15 protein-coding genes are annotated in these 24,252 nt (G+C 61.2%); 10 read left to right on the top strand and 5 right to left on the bottom strand.

From position 1 onward, the window contains the following. The first annotated feature begins 413 nt into the window (after positions 1-413). A complete protein-coding gene (xylA, locus tag VHX65_15180; protein HEX3999892.1) occupies positions 414-1,724 on the top strand; it encodes a xylose isomerase in 1,311 nt (436 codons plus the stop codon). Positions 1,725-1,977: 253 nt separating this feature from the next. Here the strand turns inward: xylA and VHX65_15175 are convergent, their stop codons facing one another. Next, positions 1,978-2,502 (bottom strand): hypothetical protein, encoded by a 525-nt coding sequence (locus tag VHX65_15175; GenBank protein HEX3999891.1) that lies wholly within the window; start codon positions 2,500-2,502, stop codon positions 1,978-1,980. A 422-nt stretch (positions 2,503-2,924) separates the two neighbouring features. Here VHX65_15175 and VHX65_15170 point away from each other — a divergent pair, with 422 nt between their 5' ends. The 3 genes from VHX65_15170 (at position 2,925) to VHX65_15160 (ending at position 7,056) form a co-directional block, all read left to right on the top strand. After that, positions 2,925-4,610: a DUF1559 domain-containing protein gene (locus tag VHX65_15170; GenBank protein HEX3999890.1), complete on the top strand. Its 1,686-nt coding sequence runs from the start codon at positions 2,925-2,927 to the stop codon at positions 4,608-4,610. Positions 4,611-4,663: 53 nt separating this feature from the next. Continuing rightward, a complete protein-coding gene (locus tag VHX65_15165; protein HEX3999889.1) occupies positions 4,664-6,331 on the top strand; it encodes a DUF1559 domain-containing protein in 1,668 nt (555 codons plus the stop codon). Positions 6,332-6,489: 158 nt separating this feature from the next. After that, complete coding sequence (locus VHX65_15160) at positions 6,490-7,056, top strand: hypothetical protein (protein ID HEX3999888.1); 567 nt, start codon at positions 6,490-6,492, stop codon at positions 7,054-7,056. 72 nt (positions 7,057-7,128) lie between these two features. On the opposite strand, the gene VHX65_15155 is transcribed toward VHX65_15160, so the two are convergent. The 3 genes from VHX65_15155 to VHX65_15145 all read right to left on the bottom strand — a co-directional run bounded on the left by VHX65_15155 (position 7,129) and on the right by VHX65_15145 (position 15,783). Beyond that, the gene (locus VHX65_15155) at positions 7,129-10,443 is read right to left on the bottom strand and encodes a multidrug efflux RND transporter permease subunit (protein ID HEX3999887.1); all 3,315 of its coding nucleotides are present in this window, start codon (positions 10,441-10,443) and stop codon (positions 7,129-7,131) included. A gap of 74 nt (positions 10,444-10,517) precedes the next feature. Next, positions 10,518-14,333, bottom strand: coding sequence for an efflux RND transporter permease subunit (locus VHX65_15150; protein HEX3999886.1), 3,816 nt, complete (start codon positions 14,331-14,333; stop codon positions 10,518-10,520). 79 nt (positions 14,334-14,412) lie between these two features. Beyond that, entirely contained in the window at positions 14,413-15,783 is a 1,371-nt protein-coding gene (locus tag VHX65_15145) for an efflux RND transporter periplasmic adaptor subunit (protein HEX3999885.1), read from the bottom strand. Positions 15,784-15,986: 203 nt separating this feature from the next. Here VHX65_15145 and VHX65_15140 point away from each other — a divergent pair, with 203 nt between their 5' ends. The 6 genes from VHX65_15140 to VHX65_15115 all read left to right on the top strand — a co-directional run bounded on the left by VHX65_15140 (position 15,987) and on the right by VHX65_15115 (position 20,765). Further along, on the top strand, positions 15,987-16,574 hold the full coding sequence (locus tag VHX65_15140; GenBank protein ID HEX3999884.1) for a TetR/AcrR family transcriptional regulator: 588 nt from the start codon (positions 15,987-15,989) through the stop codon (positions 16,572-16,574). Positions 16,575-16,775: 201 nt separating this feature from the next. After that, positions 16,776-18,215 (top strand): DUF1501 domain-containing protein, encoded by a 1,440-nt coding sequence (locus tag VHX65_15135; GenBank protein ID HEX3999883.1) that lies wholly within the window; start codon positions 16,776-16,778, stop codon positions 18,213-18,215. A 157-nt stretch (positions 18,216-18,372) separates the two neighbouring features. Then, the gene (locus VHX65_15130; protein ID HEX3999882.1) at positions 18,373-18,636 is read left to right on the top strand and encodes a hypothetical protein; all 264 of its coding nucleotides are present in this window, start codon (positions 18,373-18,375) and stop codon (positions 18,634-18,636) included. A gap of 125 nt (positions 18,637-18,761) precedes the next feature. After that, the gene (thyX, locus tag VHX65_15125; GenBank protein ID HEX3999881.1) at positions 18,762-19,688 is read left to right on the top strand and encodes an FAD-dependent thymidylate synthase; all 927 of its coding nucleotides are present in this window, start codon (positions 18,762-18,764) and stop codon (positions 19,686-19,688) included. Positions 19,689-19,791: 103 nt separating this feature from the next. Further along, on the top strand, positions 19,792-20,181 hold the full coding sequence (locus VHX65_15120) for a nuclear transport factor 2 family protein (protein HEX3999880.1): 390 nt from the start codon (positions 19,792-19,794) through the stop codon (positions 20,179-20,181). Between the two features lie 320 nt (positions 20,182-20,501). Continuing rightward, a complete protein-coding gene (locus tag VHX65_15115) occupies positions 20,502-20,765 on the top strand; it encodes a PIN domain-containing protein (protein HEX3999879.1) in 264 nt (87 codons plus the stop codon). Positions 20,766-20,918: 153 nt separating this feature from the next. Here the strand turns inward: VHX65_15115 and VHX65_15110 are convergent, their stop codons facing one another. Beyond that, positions 20,919-23,912 (bottom strand): 2-oxoglutarate dehydrogenase E1 component, encoded by a 2,994-nt coding sequence (locus VHX65_15110; protein HEX3999878.1) that lies wholly within the window; start codon positions 23,910-23,912, stop codon positions 20,919-20,921. Between the last annotated feature and the right edge of the window lie 340 nt (positions 23,913-24,252).

The raw sequence follows: 24,252 nt of genomic DNA, 5'->3' as shown, positions 1-24,252 counted from the left end.
TGCAACGCGGCGATGCACGCCCAGCCGTATCGCGTTTCGGCCGGCTACGATCATTGGGCCATCCGGCACTGCCGCAGCGCTCGCACTGGCCGACTGCGCTGGCCAGTGGCACAGCGGCGAACGCCCCCTCGCCCACGGCCCCTCTCCCGCATGGAGCGAGGGGAAATTGGCGTTGCGCTGGGCCGGTTCGGTTGGTGCCGCGGCCGGCAATTCTAGCAGTGAGTGCCGTCCCGGTTCCCATCCTTGCGTTCGGCATCTTTTTTTGCCACGATAATGCCCGTTCGGGGGTTGTGGGATCACCAAATCGAGCCGCACCGCCCGACGGCAGGTCGCCTGTATCGGTTGTCGGAGGGCAGCAATTCAATTCTCAATCGGTTGCCAATAAGAATCATTTTCTGTCGACGGGAATCCACATGACCGCTTTTGCCGACGTTCAAAAAATTCGCTTCGAAGGGCCAAAATCCAAGAATCCGCTCGCCTTCCACCACTACGACGAAAACGAAGTCGTCGAAGGCAAGCCGATGAAAGACCATCTTCGCTTCGCCGTGTCGTATTGGCACACGTTCCGCGGAACCGGCAGCGATCCGTTTGGCCCCGGCACGATGCAGCGCCCGTGGGAAGGGGCGCAAGACTCGGTCGACAACGCGCTCAACCGGGTTCGCGTCGCTTTCGAGTTCATGGAAAAGCTCGGCAATCGCTTCTATTGCTTCCACGACCGCGATGTCGCTCCCGAGGGAAAAACGCTCGCCGATTCGAACAAGAATCTCGACGCCGTCGCGCGCGTCTTGAAGGAAGAGCAGCAGCGCACCGGAATTTCGCTCCTCTGGGGCACGGCCAACCTGTTCAGCAACCCGCGGTACATGCACGGCGCCGCAACCAGCCCGAATGCCGATGCGTTTGCCTATGCCGCAGCGCAGGTGAAAAAAGCGCTCGAGGTGACCAAGGAACTCGGCGGCTCGGGCTACACATTCTGGGGCGGCCGCGAGGGCTACCAGAACCTTTGGAACACGGACATGAAGCGTGAGCTCGACCATCTGGCCCGCTTCATGCACATGGCGGTCGACTACGCCAAGCAAATCGGCTTCACCGGCCAATTCTATTTCGAGCCGAAGCCGAAGGAGCCGACGAAGCACCAATACGATTTCGACGCGGCCGCCTGCATCAATTTCCTCCGCGCCTACGATCTCACCAAGCACATCAAGCTGAATCTGGAAACCAACCACGCTACGCTCGCCGGCCACACGATGCAGCACGAGCTTGAATATGCCGGTAGCCAAGGCTTTTTGGGCTCGATCGACGCCAACACCGGCGATCTGTTGCTCGGCTGGGACACCGACCAATTCCCGACCGACATCTACCTGACGACGACGTGCATGCTGTCGGTGATGAAATACGGCGGCCTGGCTCCCGGCGGCGTGAATTTCGACGCCAAGGTGCGGCGCGAAAGCTTCGAGCCGGTCGATCTATTCCACGCTCATATCGGCGGAATGGACGCCTTCGCCCGCGGCCTGAAGATTGCCGCCGCGATCCGGGCCGAGGGGGCGCTCGAAAAATTCGTCCGCGAGCGCTACGCCTCGTGGGGAGCCGGCATCGGCGGCGAAATCGAAAGCGGCAAAGCCACGTTTGCCTCGCTCGAGCGATACATGCTCGAAAAAGGCGACATTACGCCGAACACCAGCGGCCGCCAAGAAATGCTGGAAAATTTAATCAACACTTACGTGTGAGGCTTGCGGCTTGAGGCTGTGAGGCTGTGAGGTGAGGTGCGGAAGACCGAACGCATGCGGCCGGTGGCCGCACCAGCCAATCGATGGCGTGTCCGGTCGCCGACGGAATACTAGCCCGATGCGTTGGCAAGGAATTCTAGGCGAAACGCGGAGTCATTCTCCGCCGGCGTCAAAACAAAAAAGGATCAGTCCTTTCCGGCGTGGAAAAGACCGATCCGAAATACGAGGCGTTCGCCCGAATTTAGCCGAACGACTACAGCGCCCGGAAGAAGTTTCGCACCGGCTCGCCCGGCACATAAGCTCGCGGCCGATAGTAAACCGGCACTCCGACGCTTACGCCCACACCGACCGACGGACCATAATAGGCCGCATACGGAGCCGGCGCATAATAGGCCGTCACCGAGGGAGCGTAATAGGACGTCACCGGGGCTGGAGCGTAGTACGACGTGACCGGGGCGGCATAGTAGGCTGGCGTCACTTCGGGTGCATAATAGGCCGTCGTCGCCGGGGCATAGTACGCGGTGCTCGCAGGCGCATAGTACGCGGTGGTCGCAGGGGCATAGTACGCCGTTGTCGCGGGAGCATAGTACGCCGTTGTCGCGGGAGCGTAGTATGCCGTCGTCGCGGGAGCGTAATAGGCCGTCGTCGCGGGGGCATAGTACGTCGCCGCTGGGGCCGCATAGTAGGTCGAGTAGACCACCTGTGCTTTGGCTTCGCTTGCCGCCAGCGCCGCCATGCCGATTCCAAACGCCAGAACTCCACTCAGCAGTCGTCTCATAGAATCCTCCTCCCCCCGAATTCCTTGAAGCGGTAAACGAAGTCCACAATTCAATTATGTCACTCGAATGCTCCGCAGGCAAGCGGCGGCCAAATGCAAGCCAGTAAATTGCATTCGCCCGCGTGGACAGGTTATAAATTGGAAACTCGCGGGGCGCGCCCCGTTTACCAAATGCCACGACTGCGCCGCTATTTGCATACGCGGGCCGGATCTTTAGCCACGCGGAACAGTTGCGAAATGTGAATGCTGTTGCGTGCTAGCATCGGATGGTTGGAGCCCACGCTTTAGCGTGTTGCTCGCGGCACGCTGCAGCGTGAACTCCAACAGGGGGCAACACGCTGCAGCGTGAACTCCAACAGGATCGTCGCCGCTTCTCGACAGAATCTTTTCTCATCTCAAACGGGCACATTGGAGAATCTCAGATGTCTATTCGACGCAGGATCGCTTGCGGCCTGTTCGTTTGCGGGGCACTTGCATTGGCAGTCTGGCAGGCTCACGCTTCGAACCAGGGCCTGACACGGGGCGAAGCGGCATTGCAAGCCGGCCTGGTGCCCGACGACGCCTTCTTTGCCATGTCGGTGCATCCGCGGCGGGTGCTCATGGACAAGCGGCTGGCCAAGTTCGATTTGAAGGACAAGCTCGATTTTGCCGACATGGCCCGGGATGGATTTAATCCCTGGCAAGTGGAAGAAATGGTCTTTTTCATAGGGCCGCCGCAAGCGCCGCAGAAACCGAATTTGCGCAATGACGTGCAGCACGCAATGGTCATCCGGCTCGCAACGGCGACGCCCAAGACCGAGCTGGCCGGAAAAATCCTCAGGCACTCGAAAGTGGAAGAAGCGGAGATCGCCGGGCACAAATATTTCCGCGCCGCGAAAGATCCCGCCAACCCGCAGCGATTCAACCGCGAGCCGGTGATCTGCTTTCTCAGCGACCAGGTTTTCATCGTTGCCGACGAGCCATGGCTGGAAAAGATTCTCACGGCCAAGAATGCCACGTCGCCATTGATCACCGCGCTGGCGACGGTCGATCCCGATGCCGAAGGGACGATTCTTTATGCCAACACCGACGGCGCCAAACAATCGCTTTTGAACGAACTTCCGCCGATCGGCGGCGCGATGCAACCGATTGTCGAGGCGCTTGGCGCGCTGGAATCGGCCAGGTTGTCCGTCTACACCGATCCGCAAATTTCCTTCCGGCTCTCGCTCAGCGGCGCCGACGAGGCCGCTGCCGACAAGTTGGCGCAAGGGGTCAAAGACCTGCAACAGCGCGTCAAGCAGCAATTGCTGCCGATATTGCAAATGGCGCCGCCGCCCGGCGCTCCGGAGGAAACGCGGCAGGCGCAAGAATTGGGCGCGAAAGTCGTCGCCAAAATTGCCGATGGCCTTGTGCCGCAAAAATCGGGCAAGCATGTGACCGTGAAAATCGACGACGTGTGCAGCGTCGAATCGGTGGTCGAGAAACTCATCTTGCCCCAGGCCGCCGCCGAGCGGAAAACTGCGGAACGCTATCGAAAAACGAACAACCTCCGCCAACTCGGCCTCGCGCTATTGAATTGCGAAAGCGCCGACGGCCATTTTCCTCCACACGCGATCTTTTCCAAAGCCGGCAAGCCGCTGCTGAGTTGGCGCGTGTATGCGCTGCAGTATTTGGACGAAGGCGAGTTGTTCAAGCAATTCCATCTCGATGAGCCGTGGGACAGCGAGCACAACAAGCCGCTGATCGCGAAAATGCCCGAGGTTTTCAAAACCATTGGCAGCAAGCCGCTCGCCGAGGGGCACACGCGCTATGTCGTGCCGGTCGGCAAAGACACGATTTTCGACGGCGATAAAGGAGTCTCAGTCTCACAGATCACCGATGGCACGTGGCACACGGTGCTGATTCTCGCGGTCGGCGAGGATAAATCGGTCGTGTGGACCAAGCCCGACGATTTGGATTTCGACCCGCAAAAGCCGCTGGCCGGCCTGGGCAAGATCGACGACGGCGGCATCCCGGCTTGCTTTGCCGATTGCCACGTGCAAAACCTCCGCAAGACGATCGACGCCGAAACCTTCCGCCGCCTCATCCTCCGCAACGACGGCAAATCGATCGACCAGAGCAAGCTTTGATCTTGGCGATCACCTCGCGTTGCCCTACGCCCCTTTCACAACGAGAAATTCAAATGAAGATTTGTCGCTTGCTCCCGCCAAGTCTGATTGTTCTGGCCGCCGTTGGTCTGAGCAGCCTGTACGCTCGCGCGGCTGACGAGCCGCCGGGGCCGACGACCGCACCCATCTGGACGGGCTTGATTCCCGACGACGCCTTTGCCGCGGCGGTGCTTTATCCAAAGCGCGTGTTGACGAGCGAGGCGTTGGCGAAATTCGATATGAAGGGTTTTGCCGAGCAGATGGGGCGCCGGTTCGGCTGCTCGCCGCTCGATGTCGAAGAGGCGGTCGTGCTCATGGCGCCGCCGGCCGAAAGCGGCCATCGAGAGCCGCAGGGGGGCGGCATATTTCGATTGTCCAAACCGATCGACAAAGCCGAACTGCTCGCCGCAATCTGGGGTCCGCGAAAAGCCGAGGAAGCGGAAATCGAGGGCCACAAGTATTACCGGTCGGAGGGCTCCCCGGCGAATTCGGCCCCCGGCGGCGACTTCGGTATCTACTTCCTTGATGAGCGAACGTTCATTTCCGCAGACCTTTCGTGGCTACCCAAGGTCTTCGCCGCGAAGGGGGCCAAATCGCTGTTGATCTCCGCGCTCGCGGGCGTCGAACCCGCCGCCGATGCCACGATCATTTTCACCAACACGGATGCGGCGAAAGCAATGATTACGGGGAATTTGCCTCCACAGGCCTTTCCCGGCCCGCTGAAGCCGGTGAGCGAATTACCCGATCTGCTGCGGGCCGCGAAACTGAGCGTCCGCACGAACCCGGAAATCTCGTTGAAGCTGATGCTCATCGGCAACGACGAAGCGGCAGCCGAAAAAATCGCCGCGATGATCAAAGCATTTCAGCAATTGGGCCAAGCATTTTTGCCGGCCCTGAAAGGCGCGCCCGATGAAACCATGCCGGCCGAACAACGGGAATCGCGCGAGTACGCGACTGCCTTGGCCGCCAAGCTCGTCGATGGGCTCGTGCCACATCAAAGCGGCAAGCAGGTGACCGTCGAAATCGGCAACCTCGGCACGCTCGATGCGCTCGCGGGAAAAGTCGTGATGCCGGCGATCAATGCCGCGAAGGGGACCTCGTTTCGCATGCAGAGCATCACCAATCTCAAGCAACTCGCATTGGCGATGTTCTCGCGCGAGGTCCAGGACCAGCACTTCCCGGCCCATGCCATTTATTCGAAAGACGGCAAACCGCTGCTCAGCTGGCGCGTGTACCTGCTCCCGCAACTGGATCAGATGGATCTGTTCAGGCAGTTTCATCTCGACGAACCCTGGGATAGCGAGCACAACAAGCCGCTCATCGCGAAAATGCCGGCGGTTTTCAAAGATCCCGATAGCAAGCTGGCCGGAGGCCAAACGCGCTACGTCGTGCCGGTCGGCAAAGACACGATCTTCGATGGCGCGAAGGAAATCACGTTCGCAGAAATTCGCGACGGCACGTCGAACACGCTCTTGATTCTCGAAGTCGGCGAAGACAAAGCCGTCATCTGGACCAAGCCCGACGACATGGACTTCGACCCGCAAAAGCCGCTGGCCGGATTGGGAACGATCGGCCCCGATGGCTTTGCGGCGGCACTCGCCGACGGCAGCGTGCATACGATCAGGAAGAATATCGATGCTGAAATGTTCCGCTGGCTGATTCTAAGAAACGACGGGCACCCGATCGATTGGAGCAAATTGTAATCGCGGGCGATGGCCGCTCCCTCAAATGGCTCGCAAAACCCAGGGAAGGCGGGCGAGGCGTTTTCCATTGGAACGGAGAAAGCCCAGGGAAGGCGGGCGGGGCGTTTTCCATTGGAACGGGCGTGGGCCGCCTTCCCTGGGCTTGGAGAATGATTGTTATGGGTGCGATCCTGCCGCCGGATGCGCGAGTTTGGTATCACATCGTGGTTACCACCTACGGCGCTTGGTTGCGCGGCGACGCGCGGGGTTTTCGCACTCGCCACCATCGAGAACATGTCGTCGGCGATTACAAGAATCCGCCACCACCAAGCGAGTTCGCCGAGCTGGAACGGCTCAGCCGCAAACTACTCGTGCAGCAGCCGGTCGTTCTGACGCCGAGGTGGCGGCCGCTTGTCGGGCGATCGCTGTGGCAGGAATTGACACGCTCGGGTGCGTGGCTATTGGCGGCCGCGGTCGCGTCTCAGCACGCGCATCTGTTGGTGAAGCTTCCGCGCGGCCGGCAGCGGCAATTGACAGGTCGAGCCAAGCGATATGCAACACTACTGCTCCACGATCGTGGCTGGAAGGGAAGACTTTGGGCCGTTCGAAGCAAGGCCGTGGAGATTCGCGACCGCGAACATCAGTTGAATACGTTTCGCTATATCATTCGTCACGCCGAGGAGGGCGCCTGGCTTGGCGTTTGGAAAACGGAGGGAGTGGATGAAGGTCCGCCGGCCGCGCCATAAGCCCAGGGAAGGCGGGCCGGGCATTCTCCAATCGAGCGGTCGTGGGCCGCCTTCCCTGGGCTTGGGGCGCCCTCAATCGTCGCGGCGCGATTCGGCCGGCGATTCGCGCAGGTCTTTCATCCACTGCAATACGTAGAAGAACACCGGCGTCAGGAAGATGCCGAATAGCGTGACGCCCAGCATCCCGGCAAACACGGCCGTGCCGAGCGTGCGCCGCATTTCGGCCCCGGCCCCCTCGGCCAACACCAACGGCACCACGCCCAAGATAAACGCGAAGCTGGTCATCATGATCGGCCGCAATCGCAGCTTGCAGGCTTCGAGCGTGGCCTGATGCCGCGGCACGCCCGCCTCACGCTGGGCCTTGGCGAATTCGACGATCAAAATCGCGTTCTTGCACGCCAACCCCACGAGCACCACGAAGCCGATCTGCGTGAAAATGTTGATATCCATGTGGGCGATAATCACGCCCGCAATCGAACACAGCAAACACATCGGCACGACCAGAATCACCGCCAGCGGCAGCGTCCAGCTTTCGTATTGCGCGGCCAGCACGAGGAACACCAGCACTACCGCGAGCACGAACACCAGCATCGCCGTGTTGCCGGTTTCAAGCTGCAGCATCGCCAACTCGGTCCATTCGCTGCGCATGGCCGGATAATCTTCGAGCCCCTTGCGGACGACGTTTTCCGCGCGCGCGATCGCCTGGCCGGAGCTGGTGCCGGGCGCCGGCGAGCCATTGATGGCGGCCGCCGGATACATGTTGTAGCGCACGATCATCACCGGGCCATCGACTTCGTGGGTCGTCAGCAGCGTGTTGAGCGGCACCATGCCGCCGGTCGCATTGCGGATCTTGAGTTGCTTGATGTCGTCGAGCTGCTTGCGAAATTTGGAGTCGCCCTGCAGATTCACCTGCCACGTGCGGCCGAAGCGGTTGAAGTCGTTGACATACAGCGACGCCAGATAGACCTCGAGCGTGTTGAACACTTCGCCCATCGAGACGCCCATCGTCTCGGCCTCGGCCCGATCGATGCCGAGAAACAGCCAGGGAGTATTGGCGCGGAAGCTGGTGAAAAAGCCCTGCAAGCCGCGCGTGCCGTTGCCCTGCTCGACGACATTGTCGGCGATGTGTTGCAAGGCGGGCAAACCGCTGTCGCCGCGATCTTCGACGATGATCTTGAAACCGCCGGCGGTGCCGAGCCCGTCGACCGGCGGAGCGCCGAACACGTTGACCACCGCCCCCGGAATCTCATCCTGCACTTTCTTTTCCAGCCGCGCGGCGATGGCATCGCCCGAGAGCGACGGATCGGTGCGATCGTGGAAATCGTCGAGCATCAGATAGAGGGCGCCGAAATTCGGCGAATTGGCGTTGAGCAGGATCGATTGGCCGGCGATGGCCACGCGATCGCGCACGCCCTTTTCGTTCTTGGCGATCGCCTCGACGCGCCGCATCACCGCTTCGGTTCGCTCGACCGACGCCGAGTCGGGCAATTGCACGTTGACCAGCAAGTAGCCCTTGTCTTGGCTGGGAATGAACCCGGTCGGAGTGTTTACGAAACCGACATAGGTCAGCCAGAGCAAGCCACCGTAGAGCAACAGCACGATCGCGCTGACGCGCAGCGACATGCCCACGACGCGAGTGTAAATGCCGGTGGAATAATCGAAGCCCCGGTTGAACAGCGCAAACGACCAGCCGAGAATTCGATTGAGCGGCGCGGTGAGCGGCCAACCGAGCGCGACGCCGGCCAGCGCGGCACCGACGTGCATCTCCATCCAATCGCTGGAACCGGCCAGCTTGAGCAGCCAAGGGGCCAGAAACTGCCAGCCCGCCCAGCCTCCGAGAGCCAGAAAGGCGATCCGCGGCAACGCCTGATACACGCCCTTTTCCCGCGGCCGCAGCAAAATGGCCGCGAGCGCCGGGCTGAGCGTCAGCGAATTGAAAGCCGAAATCACCGTCGACACGGCGATCGTCAGCGCGAATTGCCGGAAGAATTGCCCCGTGATTCCCGTGATAAATGCACACGGGATGAACACGGCGCTGAGCACCAGTCCGACCGCGATCACCGGCCCGGAAACTTGCTCCATCGCGCGGATCGTCGCCTCGCGCGGCGCGAGGCCGTGCTCGATGTGATGCTCCACCGCTTCGACGACCACGATCGCGTCGTCGACGACGATTCCGATCGCCAGCACCAGGCCGAACAACGTGAGATTGTTCAAGCTGAACCCGATTGCCGCCATGGCCGCGAAGGTGCCGACGATGGCCACGGGCACGGCCACGAGGGGAATGATGGCCGACCGCCAGTTTTGCAGGAACACCAATACGACCAGCGCGACCAGCACGACGGCGTCGAGCAGCGTCTTAAAAACCTCGTTGATCGATTCGTTGATGAAGGGGGTGGTGTCGTAGACGATGCTGTAGTCGATGCCGTGAGGAAATCGCCGCTTGAGCTCGTCCATCTTCGTGCGCACCAGCTTGGCCGTCTGCAGCGCGTTCGAGCCGGGAAGTTGGTAGAGCGAGAGAGCGACCGACGGATGTCCGTTCAGCGTGCAGGTTTGGTCGTAGCCTTGCGCGCCGAGTTCGATCTTGGCCACGTCGCGCATGCGGACGATCCGGCCATCGGCGCCGGTCTTGATGATCATCGCGCCGAATTGATTGGCGTCGGCCAAGCGTCCGAGGGTGGTCATCGTGTATTGAAAAACCTGCCCGTTGGGCACCGGCGGCTGGCCGATTTCGCCGGCGGCGACTTGCACATTCTGCTGCTGCACGGCATTGATCACGTCGGAGGCGGTGATATTGCGCGAGGCCAGCTTGTCGCGATCGAGCCAAAGCCGCATGCTGTAGTCGCGCTGGCCGAGATAGGTGATGTCGCCGACGCCCGGCAAGCGGGCCAATTCGTCGCGAATCTGGATCGTGGCGTAATTGCTCAGATCGAGATTGTTGCGGCTGCCGTCGGGCGAAAACAGATTGATGATCATCAGCACCGCCGGCGATTTCTTCTTCACGAGCACGCCGCGGCGCTGCACCAAGTCGGGCAGCACCGGATTGGCCAGCGACACGCGATTCTGCACCAGCACCTGCGCGATATTCAGGTCCGTGCCCACTTTGAACGTGATCGTCAACGTGTACATGCCGTCGTTGGTGCATTGCGACGACATGTAGATCATGTTCTCGACGCCGTTCACCTGCTGCTCGATCGGCGCGGCCACGGTGTCGGCGACCACTTGGGCATTCGCCCCGGGGTAAATGGCCGAAACTTCGACCGTCGGCGGAGTGATGTCGGGATATTGCGCGATCGGGAGCGTAAACAGCGCGATCGAGCCGCCCAGCGTGACGATGATCGAACACACGGAGGCGAAGATCGGCCGATCGATGAAAAAGCGGGAAAACATGAGACAGGGGCGAGGGGCTAGGGACGAGGGGCGAGTGACAAAGAACTGGGAAGTTGGGGTTAGCCGCGGTTCAGCTAGCTTGCAGTCGGATCCGGATCGGGGTCGGGGTCGACGTCGGAAAACGGGTCGGGGTGGCCGTTGGTGGCCTCACCGTTTCGCTGCGCCTGATGAGAATCGTTGCCGTTCGAAGAATGACCATTCGACGATTGGCCGTTGGAAGGGTGGCCGTTGGAAGGGTGGCCGTTGGAAGGATGGCCGTTCGTGCCGGATGCGGGGGCATGGGCGGTCGCATGGCCGGTCTGCCCGATCGGCGCGAAATGTCCGTTTTGCGCGGATTGCTCGGACCCATTGCCGTCGGCAATCGCGATCGGCGCATCCGCGGCAACGCCATTGCGACCATGCCGTCTTTCCTCGCCCCTCGCTCCGCGCCCCTCGGCTCTCGCCCCTAACCTCTCGCCCTTGGCCCCTACCGTCCGTCGTGTCCAGCGGCCGAATTGGCGAACATAGCCGAGCGCGAACACGCCGAGCAAGACATGATTGATCTTGTGGGCCATGTGCGAATGGAGCGCCGGCGTCGTGCCGACCCAATCGATCACCGAAAAGAACACGGGGGTGAGGAAGATGCCGAAAAAAGTCACGCCCAACATGCCGCTGAACACGGCCACGCCCAGCGCCCGCCGCATTTCGAAGCCCGCCCCCGTCGACCACACCAACGGCACCACGCCGAGGATGAATGCGAAGCTGGTCATCAAGATCGGCCGCAACCGCAGGCGGCAGGCTTCGAGCGTCGCCTCGCGGCGCGACATGCCGTGCTCGCGCTTGTGCTTGGCGAATTCGACGATCAACACCGCATTCTTGCACGCCAGCCCAACCAGCACGACGAACCCGATCTGCGTGAAGATGTTGATGTCGGAATGCTTGATCCACACGCCGATGATCGCGCTCAGGATGCACATCGGCACGACCATGATGATCGCCAGCGGCAGCGACCAGCTTTCGTATTGCGCCGCCAGCACCAGAAACACCAGCAGCACGGCCAGCGTGAAGATGATCATGCCGGTGTTTTCGGCGATCAATTGCAGGAACGTGATCTCGGTCCATTCGCATTTCATCTTCTTCGGCAACACGGCGTCGGATAGATTCTCGAGCGCGGAAATGGCCTCGCCGGAGCTGACGCCCGGCGGCCAATCGCCTTGAATCGTCGAGGCCGGATAGAGATTGTAACGCGTCACGACCAGCGGGCCGCTGGTCAGACGGATGCTGTCGGTCGAACCGAGCGGAACCATCTTGCCGTAGGAATTGCGGACTTCCAGCCGCCGCACGTCGTCGACGCGGTTGCGAAATCTGGCGTCGGCCTCCACGATCACTTCCCAGGTGTGGTCGAAGCGATTGAAGTCGTTGATATATTGCGCGCTGAGATAGGATTGCAGCGTGCCGTTCACGTCGGACATATTCAGGCCCATTGCCTGGCATTGATCGCGGTCCGGCTCGGCGAACAATTGCGGGTAGTTCACGCTGAAGATCGTGAACGTGCTCCGCAGCTTCTTATGGGCAATGTCGATCAGCCGCTGCTCCTCGTCGGAGACCGGCGGCTTCGGCGGATCGGCTTTCGAGGATTGCTCGGCGACGGCCGGCTTGACGGCCGGTTTGACCGCAGCGCTTGTGGCGGCGGAAGCGGCGTCCGGTTGCTTGCCCCCCGCGGATCCAGCGCCGGCGGGATGAGCTGCCGGTGGCGCCGGCGCGGCGACGGCCACCAAATGCTTGGTTTCTTTCTCCAGCACGTTCAAGCCGAGATCCCCGCGGTCTTCGACCATGATGCGGAAACCGCTGGCGTTGCCCAGACCCTGCAACGGCGGCGGACCGAAAAGCATCGCCTTGGCTTCGGGCACTTGCTCGGCAATCAGCTTGGTGAGCCGCTCCTTCACCGCCTCGTAATAGTATTTCGGATCCTGCCGCTGGTCGAACGGCTTGAACATGATGAAAAACTGGCCGGCGTTCGGAGCAGCCACGTTGAGCGTAAACGACATCCCGGAAATCGTGATGATGTGGTCGATGCAGTCTTTCTCGGTCGATTCGACCAGCGCGCGGATATGCCGCACGGCCGCCGACGTGCGCTCGACCGAGGCCGCGTCGGGCAACTGCACCGAGATCAGCAAATAGCCCTTGTCTTGATTGGGAAGATAGCCGGTCGGCATCCGGTTGAAACCCCATTGCGTCAGCAGCAGCAGCCCGCCGTACAACACCAGCACGATCACGCTGCTGCGCAGCATCATGCCGACGATGCGGAGATAAGCGTTGGTCGCGCGGGTAAAGCTCCAGTTGAACAGATGGAAAAACCAGCCGAACGTGAAGTCCAACGCGCGCGCGGGGAGGTCTTTCTTGGCGTCGATCGGCTTCAAAAGTATGGCCGCCAATGCCGGACTGAGCGTCAGCGAATTGAACGCGGAAATAACCGTCGAAACCGACACCGTCACGGCGAACTGCTTGAAAAACGAGCCGGTGATTCCCGAGATGAACGTACACGGCATGAACACGGCCGTGAGCACCAGGGCCACGGCGATCACGGGGCCGGACACTTCGCGCATGGCTTGCACCGTGGCGTCGTGGGGCGACATCCCTTCTTCAATGTGATGCTCGACCGCCTCGACCACCACGATCGCGTCGTCCACCACGATGCCGATCGCCAGCACCAATCCGAACAGCGTCAGATTGTTCAGGCTGAATCCCACCGCGGCCATCACCGCAAACGTGCCGATGATCGCCACGGGCACGGCCACGAGCGGAATGATGGCCGAGCGCCAACTTTGCAGAAACACGAGCACGACGATCGCCACGAGCACCACCGCGGCGAAGAGCGTCCGCACCACTTCGTCGATCGAATCGCGAATGAAGGGGGTCGTGTCGAAGCACAAGTCGTAGCGCACGCCCTGGGGAAAGCTCGCCGCGAGGTCCTTCATCTTCGCGCGCACGCGGTCGGCCGTTTCCAATGCGTTGGCGTAGGGCAACTGAAAGATGCCCATGTTGGCGCAGGGCCGGCCGTCGAGTTCCTCTTCGAGGTCCTCGTTTTGCGGGCCCAGCTCGACGCGGCCGATGTCTTTGATCCGCACGAGCCGGCCATCGGCGCCCCGCTTGACGATGATCTCGGCGAACTGCTCCGGCTCCTTCAGCCGGCCGAGCGTGCTGAGCGTGATCTGCGTTTGCTGGCCCTTGCGAATCGGCGCTTGCCCGATCTGGCCGCAAGCGACTTGCGCGTTTTGCTCGCGGACGGCATTGGTCACGTCGCTGGCGTTCAGGCCCATCGCGGCCAGGCGCTCGGGATCGACCCAGATCCGCATGCTGTAGTTTTCGGTGCCGAAGGGAATCACGTCCCCCACGCCATCGACGCGGCTCAACTCATCCTTCAGATGAATCAAGTTGTAGTTCGACAAGTACAAGCGGCTGTAGCGATTGTCGGGCGACGTGAGCGTGACGATCATCAGGATGTCGGGCGAGCGCTTGCGCGTCGTCACGCCGACCTGGTTCACCACGGCGGGCAACAGCGGCAGCGCCAGATTCACCCGGTTCTGCACCAAAACCTGCGCGAAATTCAATTCCACGCCCGGCTTGAACGTCACCGCCAGCTTATACGATCCGTCGTTGCTGCAACTGCTCGACATGTAGAGCATGTCTTGCACGCCGTTGACGAACTGTTCGATCGGCGCAGCGACCGACTCGGCCACCACTTGCGCGCTGGCGCCGGGATAACTGCATTGCACCTGAATCGTCGGCGGCACGATCGGCGGATACTGCGCGATCGGCAACGTGAACAGCGCCACCCCGCCGGCCAACGTGATCACGATCGACAGCACGGAGGCGAAGATCGGCCGCGAGATGAAGAATCGGGATAGCACGGCAAGGCTACAGGCTTAAGGCTACAGACTGAAGGAACGAGCCGGGGCAACCGGCGAACGGCCCGCAATGCCACGAATGCTACTTCCGCGGCTTCGCCGGCTCCGGATTCGACGATGCGGCTTTGACCGGTTCGGATTTCGATCCACCTATGGTCCGCGCAGTCGGCGCCGCTTGAGCCGGCATCGGAGTATGCGGCTCAGCCGGTGGGGCCGCGCCGCCGGTCAACGACGTGGAATGGGCCGCCTCGGCCTTCGCCGGGGCGGGCTTCGGCGTGACGGGATTTCCGGCTCGAACCCGTTGCAATCCGTTCACCACAACCCGTTCACCCGGGTTCAGTCCTTCGGCAATCACCTGCATCCCTTCGCCATAGGCCTGGCCAACCTCGACCTTCCGATACTGGGCCACGTCGTGGTCGTCGATCACGTACAAGAATTTTTGCCCTTGATCGGTGCCCAAGGCTTCTTCGGGAACGACCAGTGCGTCGTGCGGCTCGCCGATCGGCAAGCGGATGCGAACGAACAAGCCAGGCGAAAGCAGCCGGTCGGCGTTGGGAAAGATGCCCCGCAACCGTAGCGTGCCGGTTTGCTGGTCGACCTGATTGTCTTCGAAATCGATTTTTCCCTTGTGCGGAAAATCGGTTTCGTCGGTCAGTCCCAATTGCACTTCCGGCCGCGTGTCTTGCATCGACTTGACTTTGTTCCTCTCGTTCAAGCGGCGAACCCGGAGCAGCGTGTGCTCGTCGACGAAGAAATAGGCGTAGATCGGGTCTTCGGTGACGATCGTGGTCAGCGGCGTTGTGTCGGCGATGACCAGATTGCCCGGATCGACCATGCGAGCGCTGATTCGGCCGCTGAAGGGAGCGACGACTTTGGTGAACGCCAGATTCAGCTTGGCGGTGGCCATGTTGGCCTTCGAGGTTTCGATCTGCGCCATGCCCTGCTCTTCCGTGGCTTCGTATTTATCGCGATCTTGCTGGCTGATGGCGCCGGGGGTGCCGGCAAGCCCTTTGGCCCGAGCGTTGTCGGCCTTGGCTTGCTTCAGAGCGGCTTCCGTCAGATGCACCTGACCGACCGCGCTGTCGTAGGCAGCCTGATAGGGCCGCGGATCGACTTCGCAAAGCACGTCCCCCTCGTGCACCATCGCGCCTTCGACGAAATTCACCTTGTCGAGATACCCCGACACGCGAGCCCTGATCTGCACGGTGCGAATAGCCTGGGTGAAGCCCGTGAAATCTTCATGGTCGGTGACCTGATGGACCTCGGGAAGGGCGAAGAACACCTCCGGCGGCTTCGGCTTAGCCGCAATATCCTGCGATTGCGCTCGCTCGCAACCGACCAATCCGGCCAGCGGCAAAAGAAGAGCGGCCGATAGAATCGCGGCGGTAAGCCGCAATGCCGAAGTGTTCGGCGGCCGATTATTCGATACCGAATTATTCCCGACCCGTTGCATAGGTTGCATGCTTCGCAATCCAAAAAGTCCGCGGCAATTGGGGCGCGGATCAAGAAAAAACCCGCTCGCGTTGGGGCGGGAACCGTGGTATACTTTTTTAACAAGACTGACCGGTCAGTCACATTATAGCTTCTGCATAGGCCGCGTCTAGCGCAGTATGCTCCCCAAACCGCAACTCTTCTCAACTTCCGTTTGAGCGACGCATGCGAACCCTTACGGCCGGCACTCGGCAGCGAATTGTCGATGCGGCGGCGCGGCTGTTTGCCGAGCAGCGATTCCACGAAGTGCGGATGGAAGACTTGGCCGCCGTGGCCGAGGTCGGCAAAGGGACCATCTACCGTTATTTCAACGACAAGGAAGATCTCTATCGCGGGCTGATCGCGACGGCGGCCGAGCAGATTCTGCAAGAAGTGGATCGCCGGCTTGCGGATGTCGAGCAGCCGCAGGCCAAGCTCGAAGCGATTTTGCAGGCCGCGTTTGATTTTTTCGAATCGCATCCGTATCTCTCGGATCTCTTGCAGCGCGTCGAGGCGTTGAATCCCAGCGACGAAACGTTTGCTTGGACGCCCGTGCGCAAGGAGTTTTCGCGGAGGATTGAAACGATTCTTTCCGACAAGAGCCTGGCAGTGGCCGATCCGTCTTCGTCGGCATTGATGCTGTTGGGCGCGCTGCGGCAAGTGCACCGCTTCGGCAAGCGCCCGCTCTCGCCGAATGTGGTCGAACAAGTGGTGTCGACCTTTCTCTACGGCGCCGCGAACCACCCGCAACGCAAGCCGCGATCCACGCGTTGACCGCGTTTTGCGATGGACTTGTCGGTAGCGCCGCTTATGGAGACCGGCGGCTAGCGCCTTGCCGCTCATGCATTGCCAGCCCAGTTAGCGGCAAGGCGCTAGCCGCCGGTTTCAGTAGATGCAACTTGGCTCCAACGCGGACGTAAGTGATAATGGCGTGAAATCGATTCCGTCGAACCGTTTGACCGCCGAGGCATTGCCATGAATTGCCAATTTCGCCAGATGCTTGGCCACGATCCGGTGCAGGTTTCGCGGCGCTGGTTTTTCCGCGATTGCGGCGTGGGGCTCGGCGCGATCGCGCTGGCTCAACTGCTCGAAGCCGAGGGCCTGGCTTCGACCTCGACGGCGCCCGGCGATCCGCTCGCGCCGAAAAAGCCGCCGCTGCCGGCGAAAGCGAAGCGGGTCGTTTATTTGTTCATGGCCGGCGCGCCCAGCCATTTGGAACTGTTCGACTACAAGCCGCAATTGGCGAAATTCGACGGCACGCTGCCGTCCAAGGAGCTTTTGGCCGGTTATCGCGCGGCGTTCATCAGCCCGACCGCCAGGTTGCTGGGGCCGAAATTCAAATTCGGTCCGAAGGGAAAATGCGGCGCCGAGCTATCGGAGTTGCTGCCCGGGCTGGCCCAGGTCGCCGATCAGATCGCGATCGTCAAATCGATGGTGACCGACGCGTTTAACCATGCTCCGGCGCAGATATTGATGAACACGGGTTCGCAGCAATTTGGCCGTCCGAGCTTCGGCGCCTGGACGAATTATGGCTTGGGAAGCGAATCGCGCGATCTGCCGGGCTTTGTCGTGCTGAATTCGGGCAAGAAGGGCCCGAGCGGCGGCAATTCGAATTTTGGCAGCGGATTCCTGCCCACCGTGTACAACGGCGTGCAATTCCGCAGCGGCCGCGAACCGGTTTTGTATCTCTCCAATCCGCGCGGCGTCGATGCGGCCGTGCAGCGCGACACGCTCGACGCCGTGAAGTCGCTCAATATCGAGCGGCTCGATGTCGTCGGCGATCCTGAAATCGCCACGCGAATCAGTTCGTTCGAAATGGCCTATCGCATGCAAGCGAGCGGCCCGGAATTGGCCGATCTATCGCAGGAGCCGAAAGCGATATTGGAGATGTATGGAGCGGCGCCGGGCAAGCCCTCGTTTGCCAACAACTGCTTGATGGCCCGCCGGCTGCTGGAGCGCGGCGTGCGCTTCGTGCAATTGTTTCACGAAGCTTGGGACCAGCACGGCAACCTGACGCACGATCTGAAACAAAACTGCCAGGACACGGACCGGCCCAGCGCGGCATTGGTCAAGGATTTGAAGCAGCGCGGTTTGCTCGACGACACGATCGTGCTCTGGGGGGGCGAATTCGGCCGCACTCCGATGGCTCAAGGCGGCACCGACGGCCGCGACCACCATCCCAATGCGTTCAGCTACTGGATGGCGGGCGGCGGCATCAAGCCGGGCCTGACGCTCGGACGCAGCGACGATCTGGGCTTCAACGTGGTCGAAGATCGCGTCCACGTGCATGATTTGCACGCCACGCTGTTGCGTCTGTTGGGTTTCGATCACACGAAGCTCACCTACCGTTTTCAGGGCCGCGACTTCCGACTGACCGATGTCAGCGGTACGGTGATTCAAAAACTGTTGGCATAGCCCACAGCCCGCCGCGAGGAATCTTCGGTTTGTTCCTGTGGCATGCTTGGCACCGAGTCTGATAGACCGCCGGGGGCGGTTTTGGTACGCTGGGCGGCGAAAATTGGTTTCCCCACCCGACGGATGCCCAGCATTTCTCTTCACGGACGGCCGCGCCATGCCCGAGTTTTCGAAATACCAGCAGAAAGTCATCAAGCGCTACTACGACAATCAAGGGGCCATTCTGCTGCAAAAGCTCGGCGAGCATGTCACCGAGTTGTATCTGGCCGAGGGAAAGGCCCGCGATCGGCGGTGGAAACTGATTGTCGCCGTGCTCGAGAAGCTCAAAATTCCCGCGAGCCGGATCGAGCATCTGCGGAAGGCCGACAACCCGGCTTTGCTGGCCAAGCTGTTGGAAGAATTGTTGGCGAAGCAAAAGTGATTTTGCATGTCACTCGTGGCGAGGCAGGGGTCAGGCACATTTTTCGGCGGCGACGCCGATCGGTGGCTTTTTCCTCGTGCTGCCGAAAAATGAGCCAGACCCCGAGTCGTTCGAAAGTGATGCGCATGAATTCCAACGCGGCCCAAGCCGATGCCCTGCGGTGGCAGAAATTTCCGGTGCTCGACGACGGGTTCGTCACGTTGGTCGACGTGATGGGCGACGATCAGGCCGTCGTGCAGGCCGCCCGGGTGAGCTATGGCGAAGGGACCCGCAAAGTGTCCGACGATCGGGCCTTGATCCGCTATCTGCTTCGCCATCAGCACACCACGCCGTTCGAGATGGCCGAGCTGAAGCTGTTGGTGCGCGTGCCGATGGATTGCTGGCGGCAATGGATTCGGCATCGCACGGCGAATGTGAATGAATACAGCACCCGCTATTCGCTGGCGATCGAGGCCACTCAAACCACGTCGCCCGACGCGTGGCGATCGCAAGCCGCGACGAATCGGCAAGGAAGCGGCGATCCGCTCGACGTCGAACTCGGCGCCCGGCTATCGGCGAGCGAGGCCGAATTCCAAAGCCAGGCCCGGCAGTTGTATGAACAGCGCATCGCCGCCGGCGTGGCCCGGGAACAGGCGCGAAAGGATCTGCCGCTATCGACCTACACCGAAGCGTATTGGAAGGTCGACTTGCACAATTTGCTGCATTTTCTCGCTTTGCGGATGGATGCGCATGCCCAATTCGAGATTCGCAGCTATGCCACGACGATCGGCGAACGGGTCGTGCAACCGTTGTTTCCGCTCGTGTGGGAAGCGTTTGTGGATTATCGCTTGCGGGCGATGATGCTCACGCGATCGGAGCAAGACGTGATTCGCCGGCTGGTCGAGCAACTCGCCGCCAAAGACAAAACGACGGCCGATGAAGCTGATTTTCTGGCGGCGCAAGATTCGGCGTGGGCCGGCATGACGCGCTGTCGCGAACGCGACGAATGCCGCGAGAAGTTAGTTCGGCTCGGACTGGTGCCGGGCAAGGGTGAGGGCGAGGGGACAGGGTGAAAGACGCGCAACGCGCGAAACCGCAAGCGAGCTGCCAGCCGACGTCTGACAATTTCGCTCGCTTGCGGTTTCACGCGTCCGGCCACCAACCACGAGTTACAAAATGAGCACTACCGACGAACTTCTGGCCATTAACCAACGGCTCTTGGACGCCATCGCCCGGGCGGATTGGCCCGCGTATCAAGAACTTTGCGATCCCGCGCTGACCTGCTTCGAGCCGGAGTCGCGCGGCCAATTGGTCGAGGGGATGGCGTTTCACAAGTTCTATTTCGATCTCGGCGCGGATGGCCGGCCGGTGCAGAACACGATGGCCTCGCCGCGCGTTCGGCTGTTGGGCGACGACGCGGCATTGATCGCCTACGTGCGGCTGGTGCAGCGCCTGGGGGCGGATGAAGCGCCGAAAACTGTCGCGGTTGAAGAGACTCGGCTATGGCAGCGCACCGCGGGAAAGTGGCGGCATGTCCATCTCCATCGCTCGCTGCCGGGCGGATGAGCGGCGGTTTGCCCGATGCTTCTTTGACGGCGCCACGCCGGCACGATATTCTTAGGGCATGGACGAGACAATTCAAGCCGTTTTCGAAAATGGCGTCTTGCGACCGCTAGTTCCGCTGCATTTGCGCGAGCACGAAGTTGTCTCGTTATCGATCGTATCGACGCCGGCGCCCGATACCGCGGGGCCAATCGATCGAATCACAGACGATGAGAAGCAAGCAATAATCGCGTTGCTCGATCAAATGGAGCGGATGCCGGAGAGAAGCCCAGCCGACAGCTTTTCTCACTGCGATCACGACCGAGTCATTTACGGCCTCACGAATGATCTTTGTCGACACCGGCGCCTGGTTTGCGGCCCTCGTGCCGGACGATGCTTATCACTCGGCCGCGGCCGAATTCTTGAGGTCAAATGATGAGGCGCTGGTTACCACCGACTACATCCTTGACGAATTGCTGACGCTTCTTAAAGCACGTGGCCAATTGGCGCGGGCCGAGTTCTTCATCCCGCAGGCCCTAAGCAACAGTTCTCAGTGTGGCGAGGGCTCGAATGGGTCGCGACAGAGGATGTTGTCGCTGCATGGCTAATTTTCCAGCGCCATCGCGACAAAGCGTGGAGCTTCACGGATTGTGTCAGCCTTGCCGTAATTCAACGGCTGGGCGTCAAACGGGCATTTGCGTTCGACGACCATTTTCGGCAATTCGGATCGGTGACCGTCGTCCCATGACGGTCCGCCGGCCTCAGCCTTCTCCGAATGCGGCCATCAGCAGTTGCTCTTGTTCGAGGCGATGGCTGCTGGCGCTGCCGGTGGCGGGGCTGGCGGCGCTTTGACGGTAGATGCCGGCCAAGGGAAGACGGTCGAAAAGGTGATCGCCGAAATTGCCGCGCAAGAATCGCCACGCGCCCATGTTCTCCGGCTCTTCTTGCACCCAGAAGACCGGCGTGCGATCGGCGCAGTTGGCCAGCGCCGCCTTGAGCGGTTCCTTGGGAATTGGATAAAGCTGCTCGATCCGCACGATCGCAACGTCGTCGCGCTTCAGATCCGTCCGCTTCTGCTCCAACTCGTAATAAATCTTGCCGGAGCAGAGCAGCACGCGGTTGATCTTCCGGCCGGCCGGCGCGGCGTCGGGGATCACGCGCAAAAAACTTCCTTCAGCGCATTCCTGCAGCGTGGAAACAACTTTCGGATTCCGCAACAGGCTCTTGGGCGTCATAACGACCAGCGGCTTCCGCCAAACCCGCAGCACCTGGCGGCGCAACAGGTGGAAAAATTGAGCCGGCGTCGTCGGATTCACGACCTGAATGTTGTCCTTCGCGCTCAGCGACAAAAAGCGTTCGAGCCGGGCGCTCGAGTGTTCCGGCCCTTGTCCTTCGAAACTGTGCGGCAATAGCAGCACGAGCCCGCTCAGCCGATTCCACTTGTCTTCGGCGCTGACGATGAACTGATCGATGATCACCTGGGCAGCGTTGCAAAAGTCGCCGAACTGCGCTTCCCACACCACCAGGCCGTCGGGGCAATCGAGGCTATAGCCGTATTCGAAGCCCAGCACACCCGCTTCCGAGAGCGGGCTGTTGTAGATTTCGACCGGCGCCTGGTCGGCCGCGAGATGACGTAGCGGCATGTAGGTGTGGCCATCGTAAACGTCGTGGAGCACCGCGTGGCGATGGCTGAACGTGCCGCGCTGGCTGTCTTGCCCGCTGATGCGGATGCGCAGTCCTTGCACGGAGAGGCTGGCGAGCGCGAGCGCTTCGCCGGCGGCCCAATCGAGCGGCTTGCTGCCGGTGGCCATTTCATGCCGCAGATCGAGCAAGCGGCGAATCTTGGGATGGGGATGGAAATCGGCCGGCGCCCGGGCTTGCTTTTCCAGCAGTTCGCGGAGCATCGATTCTTTCAAGCCCGTATCGCACTCCGCCGCCTCGCGCTCGCGGCCGCCGATATAAAACGCCCAAAATCCGGCGATATCGCTCCGCGGCACATAAGCATCGCTCTTGGCCACCGACAGTTCTTTTTCCAGCCTTTCGCGCTGCAAATTGCTGACATGCTCCGCCTCTTCGCGCGAGATGCCGCCCAGCTCGAGCATCCGATCGAGATAGCTTTCATGCACCGACTTATGCTTCTCGATCGCCCGGTAGAGCTCCGGCTGCGTGAACGCCGGTTCGTCGCCCTCGTTATGCCCGCGGCGGCGATAGCAATACATGTCGATCACCACGTCGCGCTGAAACTCGCGGCGGAAATCCATCGCCAGCCGAACCACTTGCGCCACCGCCTCGGGGTCTTCGCCGTTGACGTGGAAGATCGGAATCTGCAGCATCTTGGCCACGTCGGTGGCATAGGTGCTCGAACGGGCTTCCGACGGGCTGGTGGTGAATCCGATCTGGTTGTTCACGACGACGTGCAGCGTTCCGCCGATCGTATAGGCCTGCAATTGGCTGAGATTGAGCGTCTCCTGAATGATGCCCTCGCCGGCAAATGCCGCATCGCCGTGGATCAACAAGCAAAGCCCGCGGCGGCGCCGCAAATCGTCGACTCGGTCTTGCTTCGCCCGCACCCGGCCGATGGCCACCGGATCGACGAATTCCAAATGGCTGGGGTTGAAGCAAAGCGAGAGGTGCACCTTCTTGCCGCCGGACGTGACCCAGTCGGTGCTATGGCCGAGATGATATTTCACGTCGCCGCGGCCGATATGCAGCTCGGGATCGATATCGGCGAATTCGCGGAAGATTTGTTGCGGGCTCTTGCCCATGATATTGGCCAACACATTCAATCGCCCGCGATGGGCCATCGCCAACACGATTTCATCGGTCCGCTGTTCGCCGGCCCGCTCGATGGCCATTTCCAAGAGGGGGATCAGGGTTTCCGCCCCTTCGAGGGAAAAGCTTTTGGCCCCCAAGAATCGCTTTTGGATGAACTCCTCGAACACGGCCGCATTCGTGAGATGCATCAAAATGCGATACTGCTCGCGGCGGCTCAGCGTGAGCCGATTTTCCGAGCCTTCCATCCGCACTTGCAGCCATTGCCGCACGGCGAAATCGTCCATGTGCATGAACTGCACGCCGATCGACCGGCAATAGGTGTTCCACAGCCGCTCGAGGATCCGCCGCAACGTCATCACCTGCGGGCCTTCGATCGTGTCGGTCGAAAACGTGCGATTCATGTCGGCTTCCGTGAAGCCGTACGTGCGCGGGTCCAATTCGGGCAATTCGGGGCGCGGGCGGCCCAACGGATCGATGTTGGCAACCATGTGGCCACGGACGCGATAGGCACGGATCAACTGATCGACGCGATCCTGCAGGATGGCCACATCGTCGGGCGCGGAAGCGGCGAGCGGTGTGCCCGGCAGGCCGCCGCTTGGTTTTGATAGAGCCGTTGCCGCGCCGGCAGCGCGGACGGCGACCGGCGGAGAAGCAGCAGGCGGCTGGCCGATGCTGGCACGCTTCCGCGGCGGCGCGGCGAACAAGCTGCCGGGCCGGAATTGCGGACCGAGTCGCAGCTTGTGACCATTGCCCGCCAATGCTGAATCGCCATTCGCAACGGCACCATTTTCACCGTGGCCGTTCGCGTCTTCGCGACCGTTGGAACCGGCGCCGTTTGCCAAGCGGTCGCCGCGGCTCAGCTCCTCGAAGTATTGCCTCCAGTCGGGCGAGACGCTATCCGGGTCGCGCACGTAATTGGCATAAAGCGCCTCCTCGAAGGAGAGGCTGAGGCTGTTTACCGGCTGATCGACGTCGTTCATCGGGGGCTCAGTGGGAAATGGGCGAAAATAGCTGCGAACTGGGATCGCTTCTTGTCAGGCGGGAACGCAGCCAATGATTCGCCGCGCCTGGGCGAAGCGCTCGCGGTGGGCATCGAATCTTGCCCGTGGTTCTGGGAACCCGGGGCTCGGGGCTGCGTAGGTTTGACACGGGCTTGCGCCAAATTATATGCCGCGCAAACCGGCCGAGGCGGCGTATTCTCACCACCCCATTGGCATCGATAATCTTAGCGTCTGTAAGATTTTCGTGTAATGCGGAAATTTCCGCAGACGCGTCCAATGCCCCCAGGTATTGGCAAAAGGAGGCACGGGACCACGCGGG

It is taken from the genome of Pirellulales bacterium (assembly GCA_036267355.1).
GTDB lineage: Bacteria > Planctomycetota > Planctomycetia > Pirellulales > DATAWG01 > DATAWG01.
This window is presented reverse-complemented; position numbering and strand designations above follow the sequence as displayed.

Bases quoted from the DNA above. Each gene is read 5' to 3' on its own strand.
- xylA (HEX3999892.1), top strand. From the start codon at position 414: ATGACCGCTTTTGCCGACGTTCAAAAAATTCGCTTCGAAGGGCCAAAA.
- VHX65_15175 (HEX3999891.1), bottom strand. From the start codon at position 2,502: ATGAGACGACTGCTGAGTGGAGTTCTGGCGTTTGGAATCGGCATGGCG.
- VHX65_15170 (HEX3999890.1), top strand. From the start codon at position 2,925: ATGTCTATTCGACGCAGGATCGCTTGCGGCCTGTTCGTTTGCGGGGCA.
- VHX65_15165 (HEX3999889.1), top strand. From the start codon at position 4,664: ATGAAGATTTGTCGCTTGCTCCCGCCAAGTCTGATTGTTCTGGCCGCC.
- VHX65_15160 (HEX3999888.1), top strand. From the start codon at position 6,490: ATGGGTGCGATCCTGCCGCCGGATGCGCGAGTTTGGTATCACATCGTG.
- VHX65_15155 (HEX3999887.1), bottom strand. From the start codon at position 10,443: ATGTTTTCCCGCTTTTTCATCGATCGGCCGATCTTCGCCTCCGTGTGT.
- VHX65_15145 (HEX3999885.1), bottom strand. From the start codon at position 15,783: ATGCAACGGGTCGGGAATAATTCGGTATCGAATAATCGGCCGCCGAAC.
- VHX65_15140 (HEX3999884.1), top strand. From the start codon at position 15,987: ATGCGAACCCTTACGGCCGGCACTCGGCAGCGAATTGTCGATGCGGCG.
- VHX65_15135 (HEX3999883.1), top strand. From the start codon at position 16,776: ATGAATTGCCAATTTCGCCAGATGCTTGGCCACGATCCGGTGCAGGTT.
- VHX65_15130 (HEX3999882.1), top strand. From the start codon at position 18,373: ATGCCCGAGTTTTCGAAATACCAGCAGAAAGTCATCAAGCGCTACTAC.
- thyX (HEX3999881.1), top strand. From the start codon at position 18,762: ATGAATTCCAACGCGGCCCAAGCCGATGCCCTGCGGTGGCAGAAATTT.
- VHX65_15120 (HEX3999880.1), top strand. From the start codon at position 19,792: ATGAGCACTACCGACGAACTTCTGGCCATTAACCAACGGCTCTTGGAC.
- VHX65_15115 (HEX3999879.1), top strand. From the start codon at position 20,502: ATGATCTTTGTCGACACCGGCGCCTGGTTTGCGGCCCTCGTGCCGGAC.
- VHX65_15110 (HEX3999878.1), bottom strand. From the start codon at position 23,912: ATGAACGACGTCGATCAGCCGGTAAACAGCCTCAGCCTCTCCTTCGAG.